Here is a 17363-nt window from a genome sequence, read left to right as displayed (position 1 = left end):
GGTTTTAAAACTACTACCGGCTACGCGTTTACGAATTAAAATAGATAGCCCAGACGTTAACGCCTGGGCTATTGAAATGCTAAACTACTATGGAGGCTAATCATTAGCATCTACATAGCACCCATTGCTCCGGGTTGTCCGCCAGCGGCAGGAGCGCCAGGGGCTTCATCTCCCCCCTCATCTTCAAGTTGTGTAACTGTTACATTCGTAGTAAACAAGGCACCGGCTACTGATACCGCATGTGACAATGCTTTAATGGCAACTTTTGCAGGGTCAACTACACCAGCTTCAATCAAATCTTCAAACTGCTCGGTGTTGGCATTATAACCGTAGTTACCAGAACCTTCTCTCACTTTATTTACAACGACCATTCCTTCTTCACCGGCATTCTCGGCAATCGTTTTAAGCGGAGCCGACAGGGCATTGATAAGTACTTGACCTCCCATGGCATAGTCGCTGTCCGGGCTGTAGTCTTCATTGATATTTTGCGTAGCCCGAATCCAGGCGACACCACCACCGGGCAATATTCCTTCTTCGAGTGCAGCTTGAGTTGCACTAACGGCATCTTCCGCTCTCATTTTATGCTCCTCAGCCTCAAGCTCTGATGCCGCACCAACATGCAATCGTGCCACACCGCTGCTCAACTTCGCCAGCCGTTTCTGAAGTTTTTCTCTGTCATAATCGGAATCAGTCTGTTCAAGCTGTCCCTGAATTTGTTCAATTCGTTCTTGCAGGGCTGACTCATCTCCGCGACCGCCAACAAGGGTGGTATTATCTTCGGTGATTGCTATTTGTTTTACGCGTCCCAAAAATTCGGTTCTTCCCTGTTTCAGCGAATGGCCTCTTTCTTCTGAAATAACAGTACCGCCGGTAAGTATGGCAATATCTTCAAGCATCTGATCCTGTCGATCGCCGAAACCGGGAGCCTTTACCGCCGCGGCTTTAAGATTACCTTGCAGTTTATTTACTACCAATCCCGACAGAGCCTCATCCTCTACATCATCAGCTACTATCAGGATCGGCTTATCCTGCTCACCGGCATACTCCAGGTAAGGAAGCAGCGACTGCAGGTTACTGACTTTCTGATTCGTCAACAGGATAAAAGCATCTTCGAACTCAACCTTCATTTGTTCCTGATCGGAAACAAAGTGCGGTGACAGATACCCGCGGTCAAACTGCATTCCTTCCACGATATCAAGATAGGTTTCAATGCTCTGAGAATCCTTGACGGTGATAACACCGTCCCGGCCTACTTTTTCAACAGCTTCAGCAATCAGTTTGCCAATCGTTTCATCTCCGTTGGCAGAAATGGTGGCAATTTGCTCGACATCCTTTATGTCTTCTATCCCCTTGCTCTGTGCTCTGATTTCATCAAGGACTTTTTCGGCGGCATCTTCCATTCCCTGTTTTAACGCCCGGGGATCTGCACCACCCGTAATATACTTCATGCCTTCATTGATTAGCTGTTGGGCGATGACCGTAGCCGTAGTCGTTCCATCACCGGCTTCATCGTTCGTTCGGGAGGCTACTTGCCGGATAAGCGTTGCCCCCATATTTTCGACTTTGTCCTCGAGTTCTAACTCTTCAACAACAGCAACTCCATCTTTGGTGCTGGTGGGACCGCCATGGGAACTGTCAAGCACAACATTACGTCCTCTGGGGCCCAGCGTAACCTTTGCGGCATCAGCTAGCTTATCAACACCTTCTTTTAGATCCTTTCTCGCTTCTTCATCGAATTCGACTGATTCAATTTCCATGCTCTCCATAACTGCCTCTGTTTTCCTTTTCGATGAACCTTTTCAGGAATGAAGAGAAGCAAAAATTATTCCACCACCGCTTTGCTTATAAAATGATGCAATCTGTGACTATCTACTGTATCACTCTGTCAAAACGGCAAAATTATTTTACGGCGCTGTAGAATTGTATCAGGATTAAGAACAGAAGAAACTATCGGCTCGGATACAGCTCTATCCAATCATGAGAGCTTGGTGCCATTGGGCACCTCAAGATCAGGGACCGCCAGGGCTACATCTCCATTCTCCCTGCTAAAGCCGGTAACCAAACATTCCGACATAACCGGTCCTATCTGTTTTGGAGGAAAATTGACTACACCGATAACCTGTTTCCCCTTCAGATCCTCCTTTTCATAAAGATCAGTGATTTGAGCACTCGACTTTTTCACGCCAATCTCTTCCCCGAAATCCACCTGCAATATGAAGGCCGAATCCCGTGCTTCGGGGAAATCCTCTACTTCAATTATCGTCCCGACTCGGATATCAACTTTCTCAAAATCTTTCCATTTAATCATTCCCATTGTTCTTATTCTCTTTAGATGTTATGACTTTGTATTACTGCAACTCTCCTAAGCATTAAATTGCTCCCATTCCAATTCAACAAATAGAGATTGCCCAATCAAACCTCAAAATCCGGCCCGAGAGGGATAGCTAAATTTTCGGCCTCTTCTTCTAAGTTATTTGCCATATTATCATTCTCCTGCTCTTTCATCAGCCTGATTAATGAAGCCCGCGCCTCCAGGTGATACGGGTTGTAGTCGAGTGCCTGCCGGTATCGATCCACGACCCCGGCGTCGTCTCCGCTGGTTTCGTTCAGCAAGGCATGAATATATTCAAACTCAGCTTTGTCAGCGGGCAATACAGGCTCTTCTACCTGATCCAACACCTCTTTCCCGTCATCGGAACGATCCATTTCGGCATAAATTTTCGCAAGCAACATTTGCTCGTCAAAATCCAGCTCTTCCACTTTGATATCTGCCAATATTTCTTCAGCTTCAGCCCTTTGCTCAGTGTCAACATATATCTTTGCAATGCGGAGCGAATAATCCGTACGCTCGTTATCTGCAGAAGCTAAAATTCGCTGTCCTTCCTGAAGTGTTTCCAGAGCCTGTCTCGACCGGTCGGCACGCATTAGAACATTGGCATACATCAGGCGGTAGCCAAAATTCTGCGGGTTCTGATCAACCAGCGTATTAAAGTAGTCAACTACATCCGCAGAATATCCCAGCGAACTGCGTGTAAAGTTGGCAAATGCCTCTGCCTCTTCTTTTCGATCCCGAAGGTAGGTCGAAACCGTTGGCGCATCTTCTATATATTGTTCCGCCACCTCAACGGCTTGGGCCATATAACCATAATCACGGCTGCGCTGACGGTAAAGCCTGTTGAGCTGAGCACGCTCGGCAAGATCGCCTTCCAGCGCTTCAGCTTCGTCAAAAAGAGAAATCTGCTCATCCATCGCTTCGTCGAACGACAGCTGATCCTGCAGAGCTTTTTGATGGATGATGTTTGCTTCGCTTACATATGTCGGAGCATAGTCTTGATCCAGTTCCCTAGCTTCTGCGATTTTATCCTCTGCAGCATCAAAATTTCCCAGCCCTGCATCGACTTCTGCATATTCCAGTATCGCGGGCACATAATCAGCACTATGGGTCATTGCAGTATCCAGATAAGCTGTAGCCTCTTCCAGATTGTCATCGCCACGCGAACTTTCGGCCATTGTCAAATAGGTCTGGGCCCAGTTGTCAGCAAACACTTCTTCATTGCCATCCAGATATTCTTCCTGTTTGGTCAACAGCGAATCCAAAAAAGCGTAATAGTCGGGATCTTTCTGCTGAATATATTGCCGGGTGTTCATTGATTTGTGATTAAGCGGATGCACTTTCTTCTCGGACAAAAATCCGGCATAGCCCTGCGCAAAGAATTCACTCTCATTGTTGGAAGCGTAGTAGTCTAGTGTGCGGTCGTTTTCCATGGCCGTATGATAGAGCGAACGAATCCGGCGGTTCTCTTTGTCCGTCAAAATGCGTCCGTGATACAGATGCGCATATTCATGGGCCAGCACATTACGCTCCCAGTGGGCGCCCCGCTCCAGGTATTCGATGCCGGTGGCCCCACTTCCAACGCCCCGAATATCCATCCACTGGCGATTGTCGAAGGTCGTGCCGTAACGGAAATAGTTTGACTCCATCGCTTCGGCCAGATCGATATGCAACGCCGGGATAGCAAAATCGGAATCAAACTTATCGATCATCGGCAGATAAGCCTTACTCGGACCTATTTGCTGGGCAATCATCTTTTTGACGCGATCTCCCGGAAAGTATTCGGCATCCTTAAAAATATCATAGAAAACATCGCCTTCATCCGGAACAGGTGTTTGCGCGATCTCCTTTTCCAGCTCCTCAAATCCATCTAAATATTCAAACTGACGCTGCTTGATCACCGCCGCCAGTCCATTATGTGCAGGGCCGTAATTTTGCTTCTGCTCCAATATCCGCTCAAAGATAGTCTGGGCTGAATCCAACCTCGCATCTCGATTCATATCATAATACATATAATAGATTGAACCGCGCGTCATAGCCGGCAGTACCGATTCAGGGTATTCCGACTCTACTTCACGCGTTATCCCAATCGCCTCATCAAGCTGCTCTTGAGAAACCAGCTCGTCTGCTTCATCGAGGCGGGAACTCACCACGCTGTCGGTGGGATGAGCATAGTCAGCATACGTTAAGTTGGTGTGGCCATTTCCGAAGTGCCAGTGCGTAAGGTAGTGCAGCGGGTTAAGCTCAAAAGCCAAATTCCACTGGGCTGCCATATCATCCAGCTGGGTAGCATCAACGCGCCGCCAGATGGCATATCCATAACTGAATCGCGCATCAGGATTAAAAGGATTGAGCTCCAGGGCACGAACCAAAGGCGCTGCTGCTCCTTCAGGATCCTGTGACCAGAAGCGGCTTTCTGCCTCCAGCAGGTATCCGCCGGCAAACTCTGAATCCCAGTTCTGCACTTTATTCGCCCATTCCAAAGCCTGCTCATAATTGCGATCAAGCAGTGCAACTCTGCCCCGAATCAGTCCCGCCTCTGCATCGCGACTGTTTTCTTCCAACAACCCCATCGCCACCTGGTCAGCTTCATCTAACTGCCAAGCCTGAATATCCAGCTCCGACTGCAACAGCTGTGCTTGTCGGCTACCGGGATTGGATTCTAATACCTCATCCACAATCTGCTCGGCTTCGTCGTATCGATGCTGCTTGAAACGAAGCTGCGCCTTGGCAATCTTATATTCCTCTGTATCCTCCGTTATATCATCGAGACGGGTTTCAGCTTCATCCCAAAGTCCGAGTTCAATCATCTTCTCAAGCGTTTTCGGGCTCTTTTCCTCATCCCACGCATTAAGAGCTTCAGTCCGCTGCTCTTCGAGCATTGTCCGGGCCTGATCAACACCATTTACATATGACTCCGGCTCATCAGAGCAGGAGATCATTGTAATTGACAGTAGAAGACATAAACAAATTTGTTGAGATGCTGATGAAAGTCTTATCCTAAAATCAGACATAATATGTAAATTTTATTATCAAAGGGATTTGGTCCGTATTTACTCTTTAATTAGAAATGGATCGTTGGCGATATTTGACTCCACTCCTTCTTTGGATTCTTTCACCATTCGGGCCACTTCTTCCATTAACTTATCGTTATTTACAACCACACCATCTTTAATTGTATGGACGATACCCTCGGTTCGGTACATCTCATCATTTTCGTCAAGTGTTACCGCTCCGAATGAATACATGAAGCGTAAATTGTGCAGCGGACTACCATCCACAATGAGCAAATCAGCCTCGTAACCCGGCCGTACCAATCCCGTTTCATCTTCGATGCGGAGAGCTTTGGCACTGTTTTGGGTAGCCGCTTTCAGCACTTCAAGCGTATGCATGCCCGATTCTCTGATAAGCTGAAGCTCGCGAATATTTGAAAAGCCGGGGGTTGCCCAGATATAGTTGTCGTCGGTTCCATAAGCAACCGTGCCGCCGCGTTTGTTGAATTCATATATAAGGTCGCCCCACAGATCATATGCTTCGTACCAAATCTGCTCGTCATCGGATGTCCATTCATAATGGTAGGAGCCGTGATAAGCCGGATCTGGAAGATTCCATTCAATCAGTGACTGATGCGTATACTTCTCGTGCCAGGGCAGACTTTGGGCTCGCAAAATATCCCGATTGGCTTCATATACCACGCGCGTCGGCTGCATAATAACACCATATTCAGCCAGTGAATCGGCTACTTCGCCCAGCAACTTTTCTTTATTGGCTTGTTGCCAGACTGTGCCCGCTTCTCTGAAGCGGTGGTTCTCGTTATCAAAATTATAATCTCTCGGGTAATCCTGAACATCCCTGTCCAGTGAAGATTCGGCATAGCCATAGTGATGCAGAATCATGGTAACACCCAGACGCGCCGCGTCAACGGCGTCGATGACTGCCGTATTGGAGGGTGGAATGTGCACCCCTGTTACTCCACCAGCATCCCATACAGCCTGGGCTGCAGCTTTAAAAAGTTCTTGATTCCAGGTTATCCCATTCAGATAAACCTGATGGGCGCCTTTTTCCACCATCTCCCGCGCTATTTGGTCCGCATTATCAGGATTCTCTAAAAATTGCTGATCATAATCCAAGCCTGAACCCCAAGACCACAACGGGTACATGGTTGGAGCCAATAGCTCATTTTGCTCTTCCCGGCGGACCTCTTCCATTGCATTTTCTACGCCACGATCCGAAGCCGGTCCAAATGTGGTAACGCCATGGGCAAGCTTTAAATAGTAAATGTATTCAAGAGGCATCGGCTCTTGACGAAGATGTCCGTGCAGATCGATTAATCCCGGCATCACATATTTTCCGCTCGCATCGATAACACGATCTCCGGTCGGACGATCTGCGTCTCCACGGCGCTCGGCCGTAACCGGATCAAAGGGAATCATCTCCGTAATCTGGTCTTGCTCTACTACTATATCATACGGACCCACAGGTGGTCCTCCATGACCCGGAATAACCATTGCGTTTCTGATAACCAAGCGGTCATAAGGACCCTCTGCCAGCTCTCCAAATTGATCCTGGGCCCGGCTTTGCTGCAAAGCCACACCTAAAATAATTAATATTAAACATAGGCTTTTTGAAAAACGACTAACCTGTTCAATCATAGCACTTTCTGCTTTATTTGAAATTAAATCCATACAGTAAAATCCGTATGCACGGCTCTGCACAAGCAATTTTTATCAGAAGAATAACTCTTGTGCTCGAAATATTATGCATTGGTACGAGCGGATACTCGCACCATTACCAACTAGTACGTTATGATAAATTCTATTCCTTAATAAACGGACTTGTAGCAGCATTAGACGGAGAGACACCTTCTTTTGATTCCTCAACCATCCGAGCCACTTCTTCCATCAGCCGATCATTATTGGTAACCACTCCGCCTTTAATAGTATGATCAATACCGTTAGTGCGGTACATTTCTCCGTCGTCATCCAGGGTGAGCGCTCCAAAAGAATACATAAACCGGAGATTGTAGAGCGGACTTCCATCAACGATCACCAAATCGGCGGTATAGCCCGGTCGGACGAGTCCGGTTTTTTCCTGGCGCAGTGTTTGAGCACTGTTATGAGTGGCTGCTTTTAATACTTCCAAGGTATGTAATCCGGTCTCCCGCAACAGCTGGAGCTCGCGGATATTCGAAAAGCCAGGTGTGGCCCAGATGTAATTGTCATCGGTTCCGTAGGAGACATGTCCGCCACGTTTATTGAATTCATAAATAAGATCACCCCAGAGATCGAATGCATGACTCCAGTAGTACTCATCATCTGAGGTCCAGTCGTAGTGATAACTTCCGTGGTAAGCAGGATTGGGCAAATTCCATTCGATTAGCGCCTGGTGCGTATACTTCTCGTGCCAGGGCAGACTTTGCGCCCGCAGGATATCACGATTGGCTTCATAAACGACACGCGTGGGAAGCATGTGCACGCCATACTCTACAAGGGAATCAGCTACTTCACCAAGCAAACGCTCTTCATTGGCTTCGGTCCAAACTTTGCCGGCATGGCGAAATCGCGCATTTTCATCATTATAGTTGTAATCACGGGGATAGTCCTGAACTTGTCGATCCAGGGAAGATTCTGCATAAGCGTAATGATGCTCGATCATAGTAACGCCGAGACGGGCCGCGTCAACAGCCTGGGTAACCGCTGTGGTTGACGGGGGAATGTGATATGTTGTTATACCACCTGCTTCCTCTACAGCCTCACAAACTGCTCCCAACAGCTCTTGATTCCATCCTAAATTACCAACGCTCACCACATGAGCACCTTTATCCACCATCTCTTGTGCAATCTGTGGCGCATTGGCGGGATCTTCTAAAAACTCCCGATCGTATTCCGTATTACTGCCCCAGCCCCAAATCGGGAACATGCGCGGAGCTAAAATTTCATTATTTTCACTGCGTGCGGCCTCATTCATTGCCTCGTTCAGACCGCGGTCAGGTGCCGGTACCATAGTCGTTACTCCATGAGCCAGCTTTGTATAATACACATACTCAATAGGCATCGGCTCCTGGCGCAGATGCATATGCAGATCAATCATGCCCGGCATGACATACTTGCCACTGGCATCAATAACGCGATCTCCCGTCGGCCGGTTCAAATCATCGCGCCGTTCTGCCGTTACCGGATCAAACGGGATCATCTCCGTGATCTGATCTTGCTCAATAACAATATCATACGGACCTACCGGTGGCCCTCCGTGTCCCGGTATGACCATAGCATTGCGGATTACCAGTCGATCATAGGGTCCTTCAGCCAAGTCTCCAAAATCCTGTGCCAGACCTCCCTGTATCCCCACTATCAGTACCAAAAATAAAAAAGTTATAGCTGTCTTAATTTTATCCATCATCATCCGATTATATTATTAGAAATAAAAAGCCCCTGAAAATATCAGGGGCTCAATACCCATTAAGCAATTAACTTTAATACCACTCTTTTTCTCCTTCTTCCTCGGCTTGTTCATCCACCATATTGCGAACATCTTCAAGCAATTGTTGGGCATCATATACGATACCATCCTTAATGGTATATTTAACGCCTCCTACTCGTTTAATCTCGTTAACACCTTCAACCTGAATTGCCCCATTCCCATATAATACTTTCAGGTTTTCCAGGGGATTTTCTTCAACAATCACCAAGTCTGCCAACTTACCGGGACGAATAATACCGAATGGCGGATTTTCATCCTTCTTCTTATAGAGCTCTTCTGCGCCGTACATCGTTGCCGAGCGAATCACTTCCAGTGGATGAAACCCAGCCTCCTGCAGAAGTTCCAGTTCTCTTATATATCCAAAGCCGTACAGCTTATAAATGAATCCGGAATCCGAACCCGTCGTTACCCGTCCGCCGGCATCTTTATAATCATCGAGGAACTGCATCCAGCGATCATAAAAGTTTTTCCATTCTATCTCGTCTTGGGTTGTCCAATTGAACCAGTATGAGCCATGAGCTCGTCGGCTGGGCTTGTAGAAGTCCCACAGAGTCGGCAGGGTATAATTCTTATGCCATTCCGCAGCGCGGGCTCTCATCACATCGCGGCTGGCTTCGTAGATAGTCATGGTAGGATCCATGGTCAGATCATACTTCAAAAACTGATCGATCAGCTCATTCCACTCTTCGCCTCCTGGCTCAACGATTTTATCCCACTGTCGTGCTACCTGACCAAATCGATTTTGCTCGTTCTGATAATTGTGATCATACGGATAAGGCTGTACATCGTGATCATCATACATCGATTCAAATAAACCGTAATAATGAGTCTGTGCACCGAGTCCCAATTTGGCAGCATCCAGAGTATTCATACGCGGCACGCCCATCTGGTCAAGGTGAGCCGTGCTGTTCAATCCCAGCTTCTCCGCTTCATCAAGTACTGCTTCCATAATTTCGGGATCATGAGCACCCAGCTTTAAACCATCAATACCTTGCTCATGTGCCCACCGCACCCATTCGCGCGCCGTTTCCGGATCATTAATCGGGCGATCTTCCCATGCCTTCCCGGAACCGATACGGTGATAACTGAACATTCGGGGTGCTACTATTTCATTCTTGGCACTTCGTTCTTTTTCACTAAGCGACCACTCCAGCTCGTCGAATGGAACTCCTCGTGCCGTTGTGATTCCATGGCCCATCCAAAGCTTATAGGTATACTCTGCATTGGGTACTTTGGGTTTTCCACCGGTATGCACATGCATATCAATAAAACCGGGCATCACATACATCCCTGATGCATCTATTTCCTTGGTAGCGCCATCCGGACGTTCATCCTCATCGATAGGTACTTCGGGATATCCAACGCCCTCTACTTCTACAATTCTATTACCTTCAATTACGATATCCATCGGTCCCGAAGCAGGCGCACCGGTACCGTCAATCACCGTAGCTCCTCGAATTATCAATCGCTCATACGGTCCTTCACCTTCATCGCCCCGATCCGGAGCAGGATCAGACGGTTGTGCAATTAGTCCGCCGACCAAAAAGCCCAGTAGAATTACAGCGAATCCCGCTATTTTTGATATCAGTTTGTACATCGAATTAATATGTAGTAGATATGCCATAGGTACACCTTTAGCTCTATTATGATTTAGCGCGGCAGCAAATAAGCCGGATACAAACCGCCTTTCAGCCATCCCGCGATCTTTTATGATCAAAAATTAATTCCCATTAAAAGGAGGTGTCGGAAATCCATCCCCAGAACTTTGTCCATCAGTGCCTCCCAGCAAAATAACCACTGCAGCAATCGTTGCCCCTACAATAATAACCCCGGGCAGGTACCGTTTTAAAAAGCTTTCTTTATCTTCCGGTACAATTGTTTGAACTAGCTGGTTATTAATCCGAACCAGCTCTTCACCAAAATCCTCGTAAAAACTTTTAATGCTCAGAGAATATAAATTATCAGTAGCAACATCGTAACGCACAACATTCCCTACAAGAGCCGTATTTTCACTGTCTTTACTCGTGTTTTCAAGTTTTCCCGCAAAAATAAAATCGGCGTTGAGAAGTTCAGCTGCAGTACGAAAAGTCTCCTGCCGTTGCTGATCCCTAAGCTCACTGATAAGTGATGCATCCAATTGACTTTGAATATCTGTGTCAGGAACGTTATAGAAACTCGGCTCCTCTTCCAGGAGATCAGAAATGCGATTTTCAATACTCTTTTGCCGATCGGGATCAACATCTCGAAAATCTATCCCGATAAATGCTACATTAACTATATCTTGCGAAATAAAAGAAGTATAGGCTGGCAAAACCTGAACATTTAAGAGGCACACACTCAATATAAAAGCCAAAATATTTTTTAGTACCAGCATTATTTTACTGCCACAACTCAGTTAAAAATACCACATAATAAATGAACGTATATAAATAATTATGCTAATGCATGTATTTATTTAACATATACTGACACGCATTTTACAATAAGTTTATTACTTACCCCATAAAGTAAAAATTTTGATACTCCCACACCTACAAATCTCTATACGCTTTACATTCTAAAAAGAATGTAAGAATGCTTGTATTGTTCATCTAATTAGTATAAAATTAACATAGCAAAAGGAAGGATCAGCATTTCGACAACAAAATAGTATTACTATTATGGAATCAGACAAGTCTATTTATTTTCAGATCCCAAAAATTGAAAGGGAAGGATTTGTATTACAGTATGATAATCTGGAGCATTTTTATGATCAGCTCCATCATCATCCTGAATTACAGCTCATCTATATACTCGAAGGAACAGGTGACCTTTTTATTGGGGATTCGATAACTACCTTCAAATCAGGCAATCTGTTTTTATTTGGATCTAATCAAAGTCATCTACTGAAAAGTGACCCGAAGTACTTCCGGGGAGACTGTTCTGAAAAGTCTAAGTCTATTTCAATCTTTTTCCGTGAAGATTCTCTGGGAGAAGGTTTCTTCGAACTTGCGGAAACAAATATTATTAAAGGACTTATTGATCGCTCTGATCACAGCCTGCAGTTTTCTCCTGATGTGGCGGAAACGATTGGGGAACGAATGAAGGATTTAACTGATAAAAAAGGGTTTGACCGATTCCTGGAAATATTATCAATCCTCCATAGCCTTGCCCAAACCGAGGAATACAAATATTTGGCCGGCGTAAGTAATTCGCATCCGCCTACCGATAAGGAAAGTGAGCGGATAAATAATGTTATCAGTTATATCCTGAAAAATTATAAAGACGATATTGAACTCGGTACAATTGCCGAAATAGCAAATTACAGCAAAGCGGCTTTCTGCCGATTTTTTAAACAGCGTACCCGGAAAACATTTACTGAATTCTTGAATGAAGTACGCATCTCGCAAGCTTGTAAATTGCTACGCAATACCGACTTAAATATCTCACAAATATGCTTTGAAAGCGGTTATAACAACGTCTCTAATTTCAACAGACAGTTTAAACGGATTACTAACACCACGCCCAAGGAATACAAGGAAAAGTTTGAAAAACTGTCTTCGAGCCCGCATGTCATAGAGCATAATCGATAAAAAAGAGAAGATTTGCCGTTGCCCTATAACCTGACAAAAACTAAATAATAAAGAGAAGGCGCTGTGTCATATAAAATCTGCTCGGGTTAAAGTTATCGATTGAATATCGGTTCCATACATTTATTGCAGTGCAGGTCCTGTCAGAAGGAAATACGGATCCATCAAATACCCTTAATCAAACTTCGGATCATTACGCACTTTAATTGTATTAGTTTCCGTCTGTCCTGCTACATTCAACTCAACCCGATACGTGCCAGCTTCAGCCTCCCGGGCCGAAAGCGGTTGACCAAAATAACCACTGTATACTTTGTCACCCAAGATAGGAGTGAAACGCATTAACTCTTCCCGAACATCATTAAGGTCATTGTACTCGTCAGCATTATTTAACGCCTCAGTAATTCCTTCGATATGAGTTTGCAGTACCCGTCGGCTCTGTTTCATTGGAGGATATGAGAGATCATCATAAGGGTCAGGTGATCGGTGATCGGCAAGTAAGTCTTTGGCCAATACCAGAAGCATATCCGAATTTTGTGTTGATTTGAGAGACTGCGATACATCATCACGTATTTTTTCCAGCCGGTCATGCATTGATGACATTTCTTCCTCGGTGGGCATAAATTCAAGCTCCCATTCAACCCGGTTGATACCTTCTGTGGCATCCACGGTCATCACATGCTCCCTGTCTTCAGATATATCCGTGATACGTATCTCCGCTTCGCCCGAGGCGGGAGTCTCTCGTAAGTAAAAATCAATTAATGATGCCCGGGGAGGATTGGGGCCGTTAAATTTTAGTTCGGTTCGTAAACTGTAATTTGTTCGGTCCAGCCATTTGGTAGCAATCTGACTTTCAAACAGATGTACCTGCTTATTTTGGATTTCTGAACTCAACTGCTGTAGTGGCGTGATATCATCCAGAATCCAGACACTTCGTCCATGAGTACCTGCAATTAAATCAGCTTCCCGAGGATGAATTTCAAGGTCGCGAACGGCAACAGGCGGTAAATTATTCATCAGTGGAGACCAGTTTTCTCCGCCATCAATTGAAACAAAACTTCCAAATTCAGTACCTGCAAAAAGCAGTTGCGGATTAACATAATCCTCTACAATCGTATGAACACTGTTACCTCGATTGCCATTGGGAATGCCGTCAGTAATTTTTGTCCACGATTCTCCGAAATCAGTCGTCTTGTAAATATAAGGTTCGAAGTCGCCTATACGATGATTATCAACGGTTACATAGGCGGTGCCTTTATCAAAATTAGAAGGTTTCACCTGACTTACCCATGCTGTATCAGGATAAGATGAAATATTCCTGCTTACTTCTGTCCAGTTTTCTCCACCATCTTGAGTCAACTGAATATTTCCGTCGTCGGTCCCCACCCAGATGATATCGCTATCCATGGGTGAGTCTTCTACCGTATATATCGTATTGTGATTCTCAGCACCAGTGGCATCCCTGGTCAACCCGCCGCTGTAGGTAGAATTCCTTGTATCAGGATTATTAGTTGTCAGGTCAGGACTGATAATCTGCCAGGTATTTCCTCGATCCACTGATTTAAACAAATAATTACTCCCTACATAAACCGTACGTGGATTTTTATTAGACAAAATAATCGGTGAGTTCCAGTTCCATCGGAACTGCGGAGGAAAATGGCTGCCGTTGATCGTACGGCTGGGTGTATCCGCGCCAAACCAATGCTCACCGGGATTAATCGTATACTCTGTTATTTCCTCATTAAAATCAGCATCATAATATTCCTCAAAGTTAATAGTGGTTTCAGGTGTGGGAGTAATAAGTGTTGTTTCTCGGGTCTCCATATTCTTGCGGGCAAATACTCCAACATGGGCAGCTGTATATACCGTCTTCCAGTTAGTGGGATCCGCAGTCATGTGAAAACCGTCTCCTCCGTTAACTTTGACCGCATGATCCATCCGAATACCGTTTTGGTTTCGGGTTTGGCTGGGCACCCCCCAGCCTCCATTATCCTGTAGACCTCCATACACCCAGTAGGGATCTCTCATATCATAGCCTATTTCATAATATTGACCGATCGGCATATTCGTATATGAGATATGTGCATCATTGCCGAGCGTCAGATGTGCTCCCTGATCGGTAGCGGTATACATAACCTCTTTGTCTTGGGGAGATATCCAAAGATCATGGTCATCCCCTCCACCGGAGCTGAACGGCTTACCGGCTTCGAAACTTTGTCCCCCGTCTTCTGAATAGTAGAAGTGACGCGCAACAATGTATATCAAATTATCATCAGAGGGATTAATTCTAACCCGACCGTGATAATAGGGTCGTGAATTATGGCGGAACAGATAGTCCCAGCTTTCGCCTCCGTCATCAGAACGGTAAACCCCCGGATCCGGTACATCCAGATCATGAGACAAATTATCAGATGCTTCCACATACGCAACTACCGTCTCAGGATTAGAACGATAAACATCCACATCAACTTGGCCGATCTCTCCTTCGGGAAGACCATTTGTAAGCTTCTTCCAGCTATTACCGGCGTCAGTTGACTTGTATATTCCGCCTGTCGGACCTCCGCTGTCCATTCCCCAGGGTCGACGCAACCGCGGATATATACCGGCATAGATTTCATCCGGATTTTCAGGATTTAGTTCCACGACTGTACCGCCGGATTCCCTGTCATCAGGCAAACCATTCGTTAGCTTTTGCCAGGTTTTACCACCATCGGTAGTTTTGAAGATACCTCTTCGTCCCTGGTAACTCCACAAATCACCCAGTGCTGCTACATAAACAATATTCGGATCGGTCGGGTGCGGAGTAATCTCGGAGATCTGGTAGGTATCTCCCAATCCCATCTTCTGAAACGTTTCTCCCCCGTCAGTAGATTTATAGATACCGTCGCCCCAACCTACACTATTCCGATTGGTTGATTCACCGGTTCCTACCCATATGATATCAGGATTATCCTGAAAGAAAGCTACATCACCAATAGACTGACTCCCATAGTCATCAAAGATTGAAGTAAACGTATTCCCCGCATTTGTGGATTTCCATACTCCTCCCGAAGCAGTACCAATAAGAACGGTTTTATAGTCATCGTTCAGCGCATCGATTGCAGCTATGCGCCCCATCATATTTGACGGGCCAATATTTCGCCACTCCAGATCTTTATAAAGGCTGTCACTTGCAGCTTGTGCTTTGGCAGTACTTGGTTGGGTCACTATGAATCCAACCACTGCCAATGCAACCATCATAAATAATATTTGATGCGTAAACGACTTTTTGTATTCTCTCATTATTCCACCCTTTTATTGGAAATTAAAATAGATATAAAACTTCAAAACAGAACTTGTAATCACAGAAAATTTTCATATGTATTAATAATCAGCTTAATAAATTTATCGAGGGGCTATTAATACGATCTTTTCGAAAGATTGGCAGAATTTTACATTCTCGGGATTTGGAAAGCTTTTTCTTGATACTTTCAATCTTATCAACAGTTTCTGGAATCTGATTCTGATGAAATGATAGCAGTTGTCGGAATAATTCATGCCACTCTCATCACTTCCCGTAAGCACACATTCTTTTTAACGGCTCTCTTCTTTATAAGTAGGTATTAACGAAGTAAAAAACCATGTTTCATCGGATCCTCGGGATCGATGACAAATGTATTTTGCGCAGTAATATATGCCGTGCCTTCCACTTCAGGAATAACAGCATCATAAGGACCAAAAGTTGTCGTTTCCCTGACCTTCCCGCGAAACACTGACCCCGTAATACTTTCTATACTCATCCATTCACCTTCTGAAATCTCATCCCGAGCATAATGTATTGCCATCCGACCAGAAACTCCCGATCCCGTTGGACAACGGTCGACTTCACCATCGGCAAAAATGCAAACATTACGGCTGTCGATTCCATCACTTACGGGAGCTCCTATAAAGATCGTGCCGTATAAGAAGCTCAGATCACTCTCAAAGGGATGAACTACCTCTTGGTCAGACTTCATAACCGCGTGCTTTATATCCATTCCGGCCTGGATCAATTTCCTGTAGTTGTGGGGTGTGAGTTCAATACCAAGCTGATTGCTATCAACATAGGCATAAAATGCTCCGCCGTAAGCCAGATCATAGGTCACAGCTCCCAGATCATCAACCTCCACAACGGCATCCAGCGCTAATACAAAAGAGGCGACACAGCGAAAACGCTCGTTGCCTATGCCTTCTTCAGAGACTTCTACCTCCGCATACAGTCGGCCACACGGTGCATCAATCGTTACTTCTGTTACCGGCATCTTTTGTGGCACCCATCCCAACTCTACTGCCAGCCGGCTAATGGCAATGGTTGCATGTCCGCACATGGTACTGTATCCCTCGTTATGCATAAAGATGATCCCGAAGTCAGCACCATTGTCATTGGGTGGAACAAGAATGCAACCGTACATATCGGCATGGCCACGGGGCTCCCACATCAGCGATTTCCGGAGATGGTCGTAATTTTCCTGGATATAGCGGCGGTATTCCAGGACATTCTTTCCTTTCAATGACGGAAAACCATCAACGATAACCCGAAGGGGCTCTCCTCCGGTGTGCATATCGATGCATCGAATCTGTAACCAATCTTCTGGTATATCCAGCTTTTTGTGTTGTTGTATTCGCTTCCAGGTGTCAGACATCTTATTATCTATAGCGGTTACTCGTTATGGTTTAGTTGTAATAAGGTGTCGGCTAATCAGTGCCTATACCTTCAGGAGCCGGTAAAAGCTGATGGTGATAAAAAATGAATTTAATAACTGCTTTTCGAATACAAAAAATCGGAGTATCATTGGGAGGTTTCTTGGTTGAGTTTATTTCCCTGCTTACCATTGATCGCTCGCCATAGCCCGGCCTTGAAAGAACCGGGCTAAGAAAAAAACCAGAAGCTGTCTGAAGACAGCTGAAGAACAATAGTAAAAAGCAGTGTCATCCCAACGTAGTGGAGGGATCTCTTCGAATCGATT

At 45.5% G+C, this 17363-nt stretch carries 10 protein-coding genes; 1 reads left to right on the top strand and 9 read right to left on the bottom strand.

Annotated elements, in window-relative coordinates:
- Nucleotides 1-110: 110 nt before the first annotated feature.
- The 7 genes from groL to ACT3ID_RS02240 all read right to left on the bottom strand — a co-directional run bounded on the left by groL (nucleotide 111) and on the right by ACT3ID_RS02240 (nucleotide 11186).
- Complete coding sequence (gene groL, locus ACT3ID_RS02270) at nucleotides 111-1757, bottom strand: chaperonin GroEL (protein ID WP_491540565.1); 1647 nt, start codon at nucleotides 1755-1757, stop codon at nucleotides 111-113.
- Between the two features lie 218 nt (nucleotides 1758-1975).
- Entirely contained in the window at nucleotides 1976-2314 is a 339-nt protein-coding gene (locus ACT3ID_RS02265; protein WP_491540354.1) for a tRNA-binding protein, read from the bottom strand.
- A 98-nt stretch (nucleotides 2315-2412) separates the two neighbouring features.
- The gene (locus ACT3ID_RS02260; protein ID WP_491540353.1) at nucleotides 2413-5274 is read right to left on the bottom strand and encodes a hypothetical protein; all 2862 of its coding nucleotides are present in this window, start codon (nucleotides 5272-5274) and stop codon (nucleotides 2413-2415) included.
- A 111-nt stretch (nucleotides 5275-5385) separates the two neighbouring features.
- Nucleotides 5386-7017 (bottom strand): amidohydrolase family protein, encoded by a 1632-nt coding sequence (locus ACT3ID_RS02255; protein WP_491540352.1) that lies wholly within the window; start codon nucleotides 7015-7017, stop codon nucleotides 5386-5388.
- 130 nt (nucleotides 7018-7147) lie between these two features.
- Nucleotides 7148-8728 carry an amidohydrolase family protein gene (locus tag ACT3ID_RS02250; protein WP_491540351.1) on the bottom strand — a complete coding sequence of 527 codons (1581 nt, stop codon included), beginning with the start codon at nucleotides 8726-8728 and terminating at the stop codon, nucleotides 7148-7150.
- Between the two features lie 76 nt (nucleotides 8729-8804).
- The gene (locus ACT3ID_RS02245; protein ID WP_491540350.1) at nucleotides 8805-10436 is read right to left on the bottom strand and encodes an amidohydrolase family protein; all 1632 of its coding nucleotides are present in this window, start codon (nucleotides 10434-10436) and stop codon (nucleotides 8805-8807) included.
- A gap of 96 nt (nucleotides 10437-10532) precedes the next feature.
- Complete coding sequence (locus ACT3ID_RS02240; RefSeq protein ID WP_491540349.1) at nucleotides 10533-11186, bottom strand: hypothetical protein; 654 nt, start codon at nucleotides 11184-11186, stop codon at nucleotides 10533-10535.
- Between the two features lie 286 nt (nucleotides 11187-11472).
- Here ACT3ID_RS02240 and ACT3ID_RS02235 point away from each other — a divergent pair, with 286 nt between their 5' ends.
- On the top strand, nucleotides 11473-12384 hold the full coding sequence (locus ACT3ID_RS02235) for an AraC family transcriptional regulator (RefSeq protein WP_491540348.1): 912 nt from the start codon (nucleotides 11473-11475) through the stop codon (nucleotides 12382-12384).
- A 171-nt stretch (nucleotides 12385-12555) separates the two neighbouring features.
- Here ACT3ID_RS02235 and ACT3ID_RS02230 read toward each other — a convergent pair whose 3' ends face one another.
- The gene (locus ACT3ID_RS02230; protein WP_491540347.1) at nucleotides 12556-15660 is read right to left on the bottom strand and encodes a WD40/YVTN/BNR-like repeat-containing protein; all 3105 of its coding nucleotides are present in this window, start codon (nucleotides 15658-15660) and stop codon (nucleotides 12556-12558) included.
- A 320-nt stretch (nucleotides 15661-15980) separates the two neighbouring features.
- Nucleotides 15981-17039, bottom strand: coding sequence for a proline racemase family protein (locus tag ACT3ID_RS02225; protein WP_491540346.1), 1059 nt, complete (start codon nucleotides 17037-17039; stop codon nucleotides 15981-15983).
- Between the last annotated feature and the right edge of the window lie 324 nt (nucleotides 17040-17363).

This window comes from Fodinibius sp. GM108 (assembly GCF_058386985.1).
This window is presented reverse-complemented; position numbering and strand designations above follow the sequence as displayed.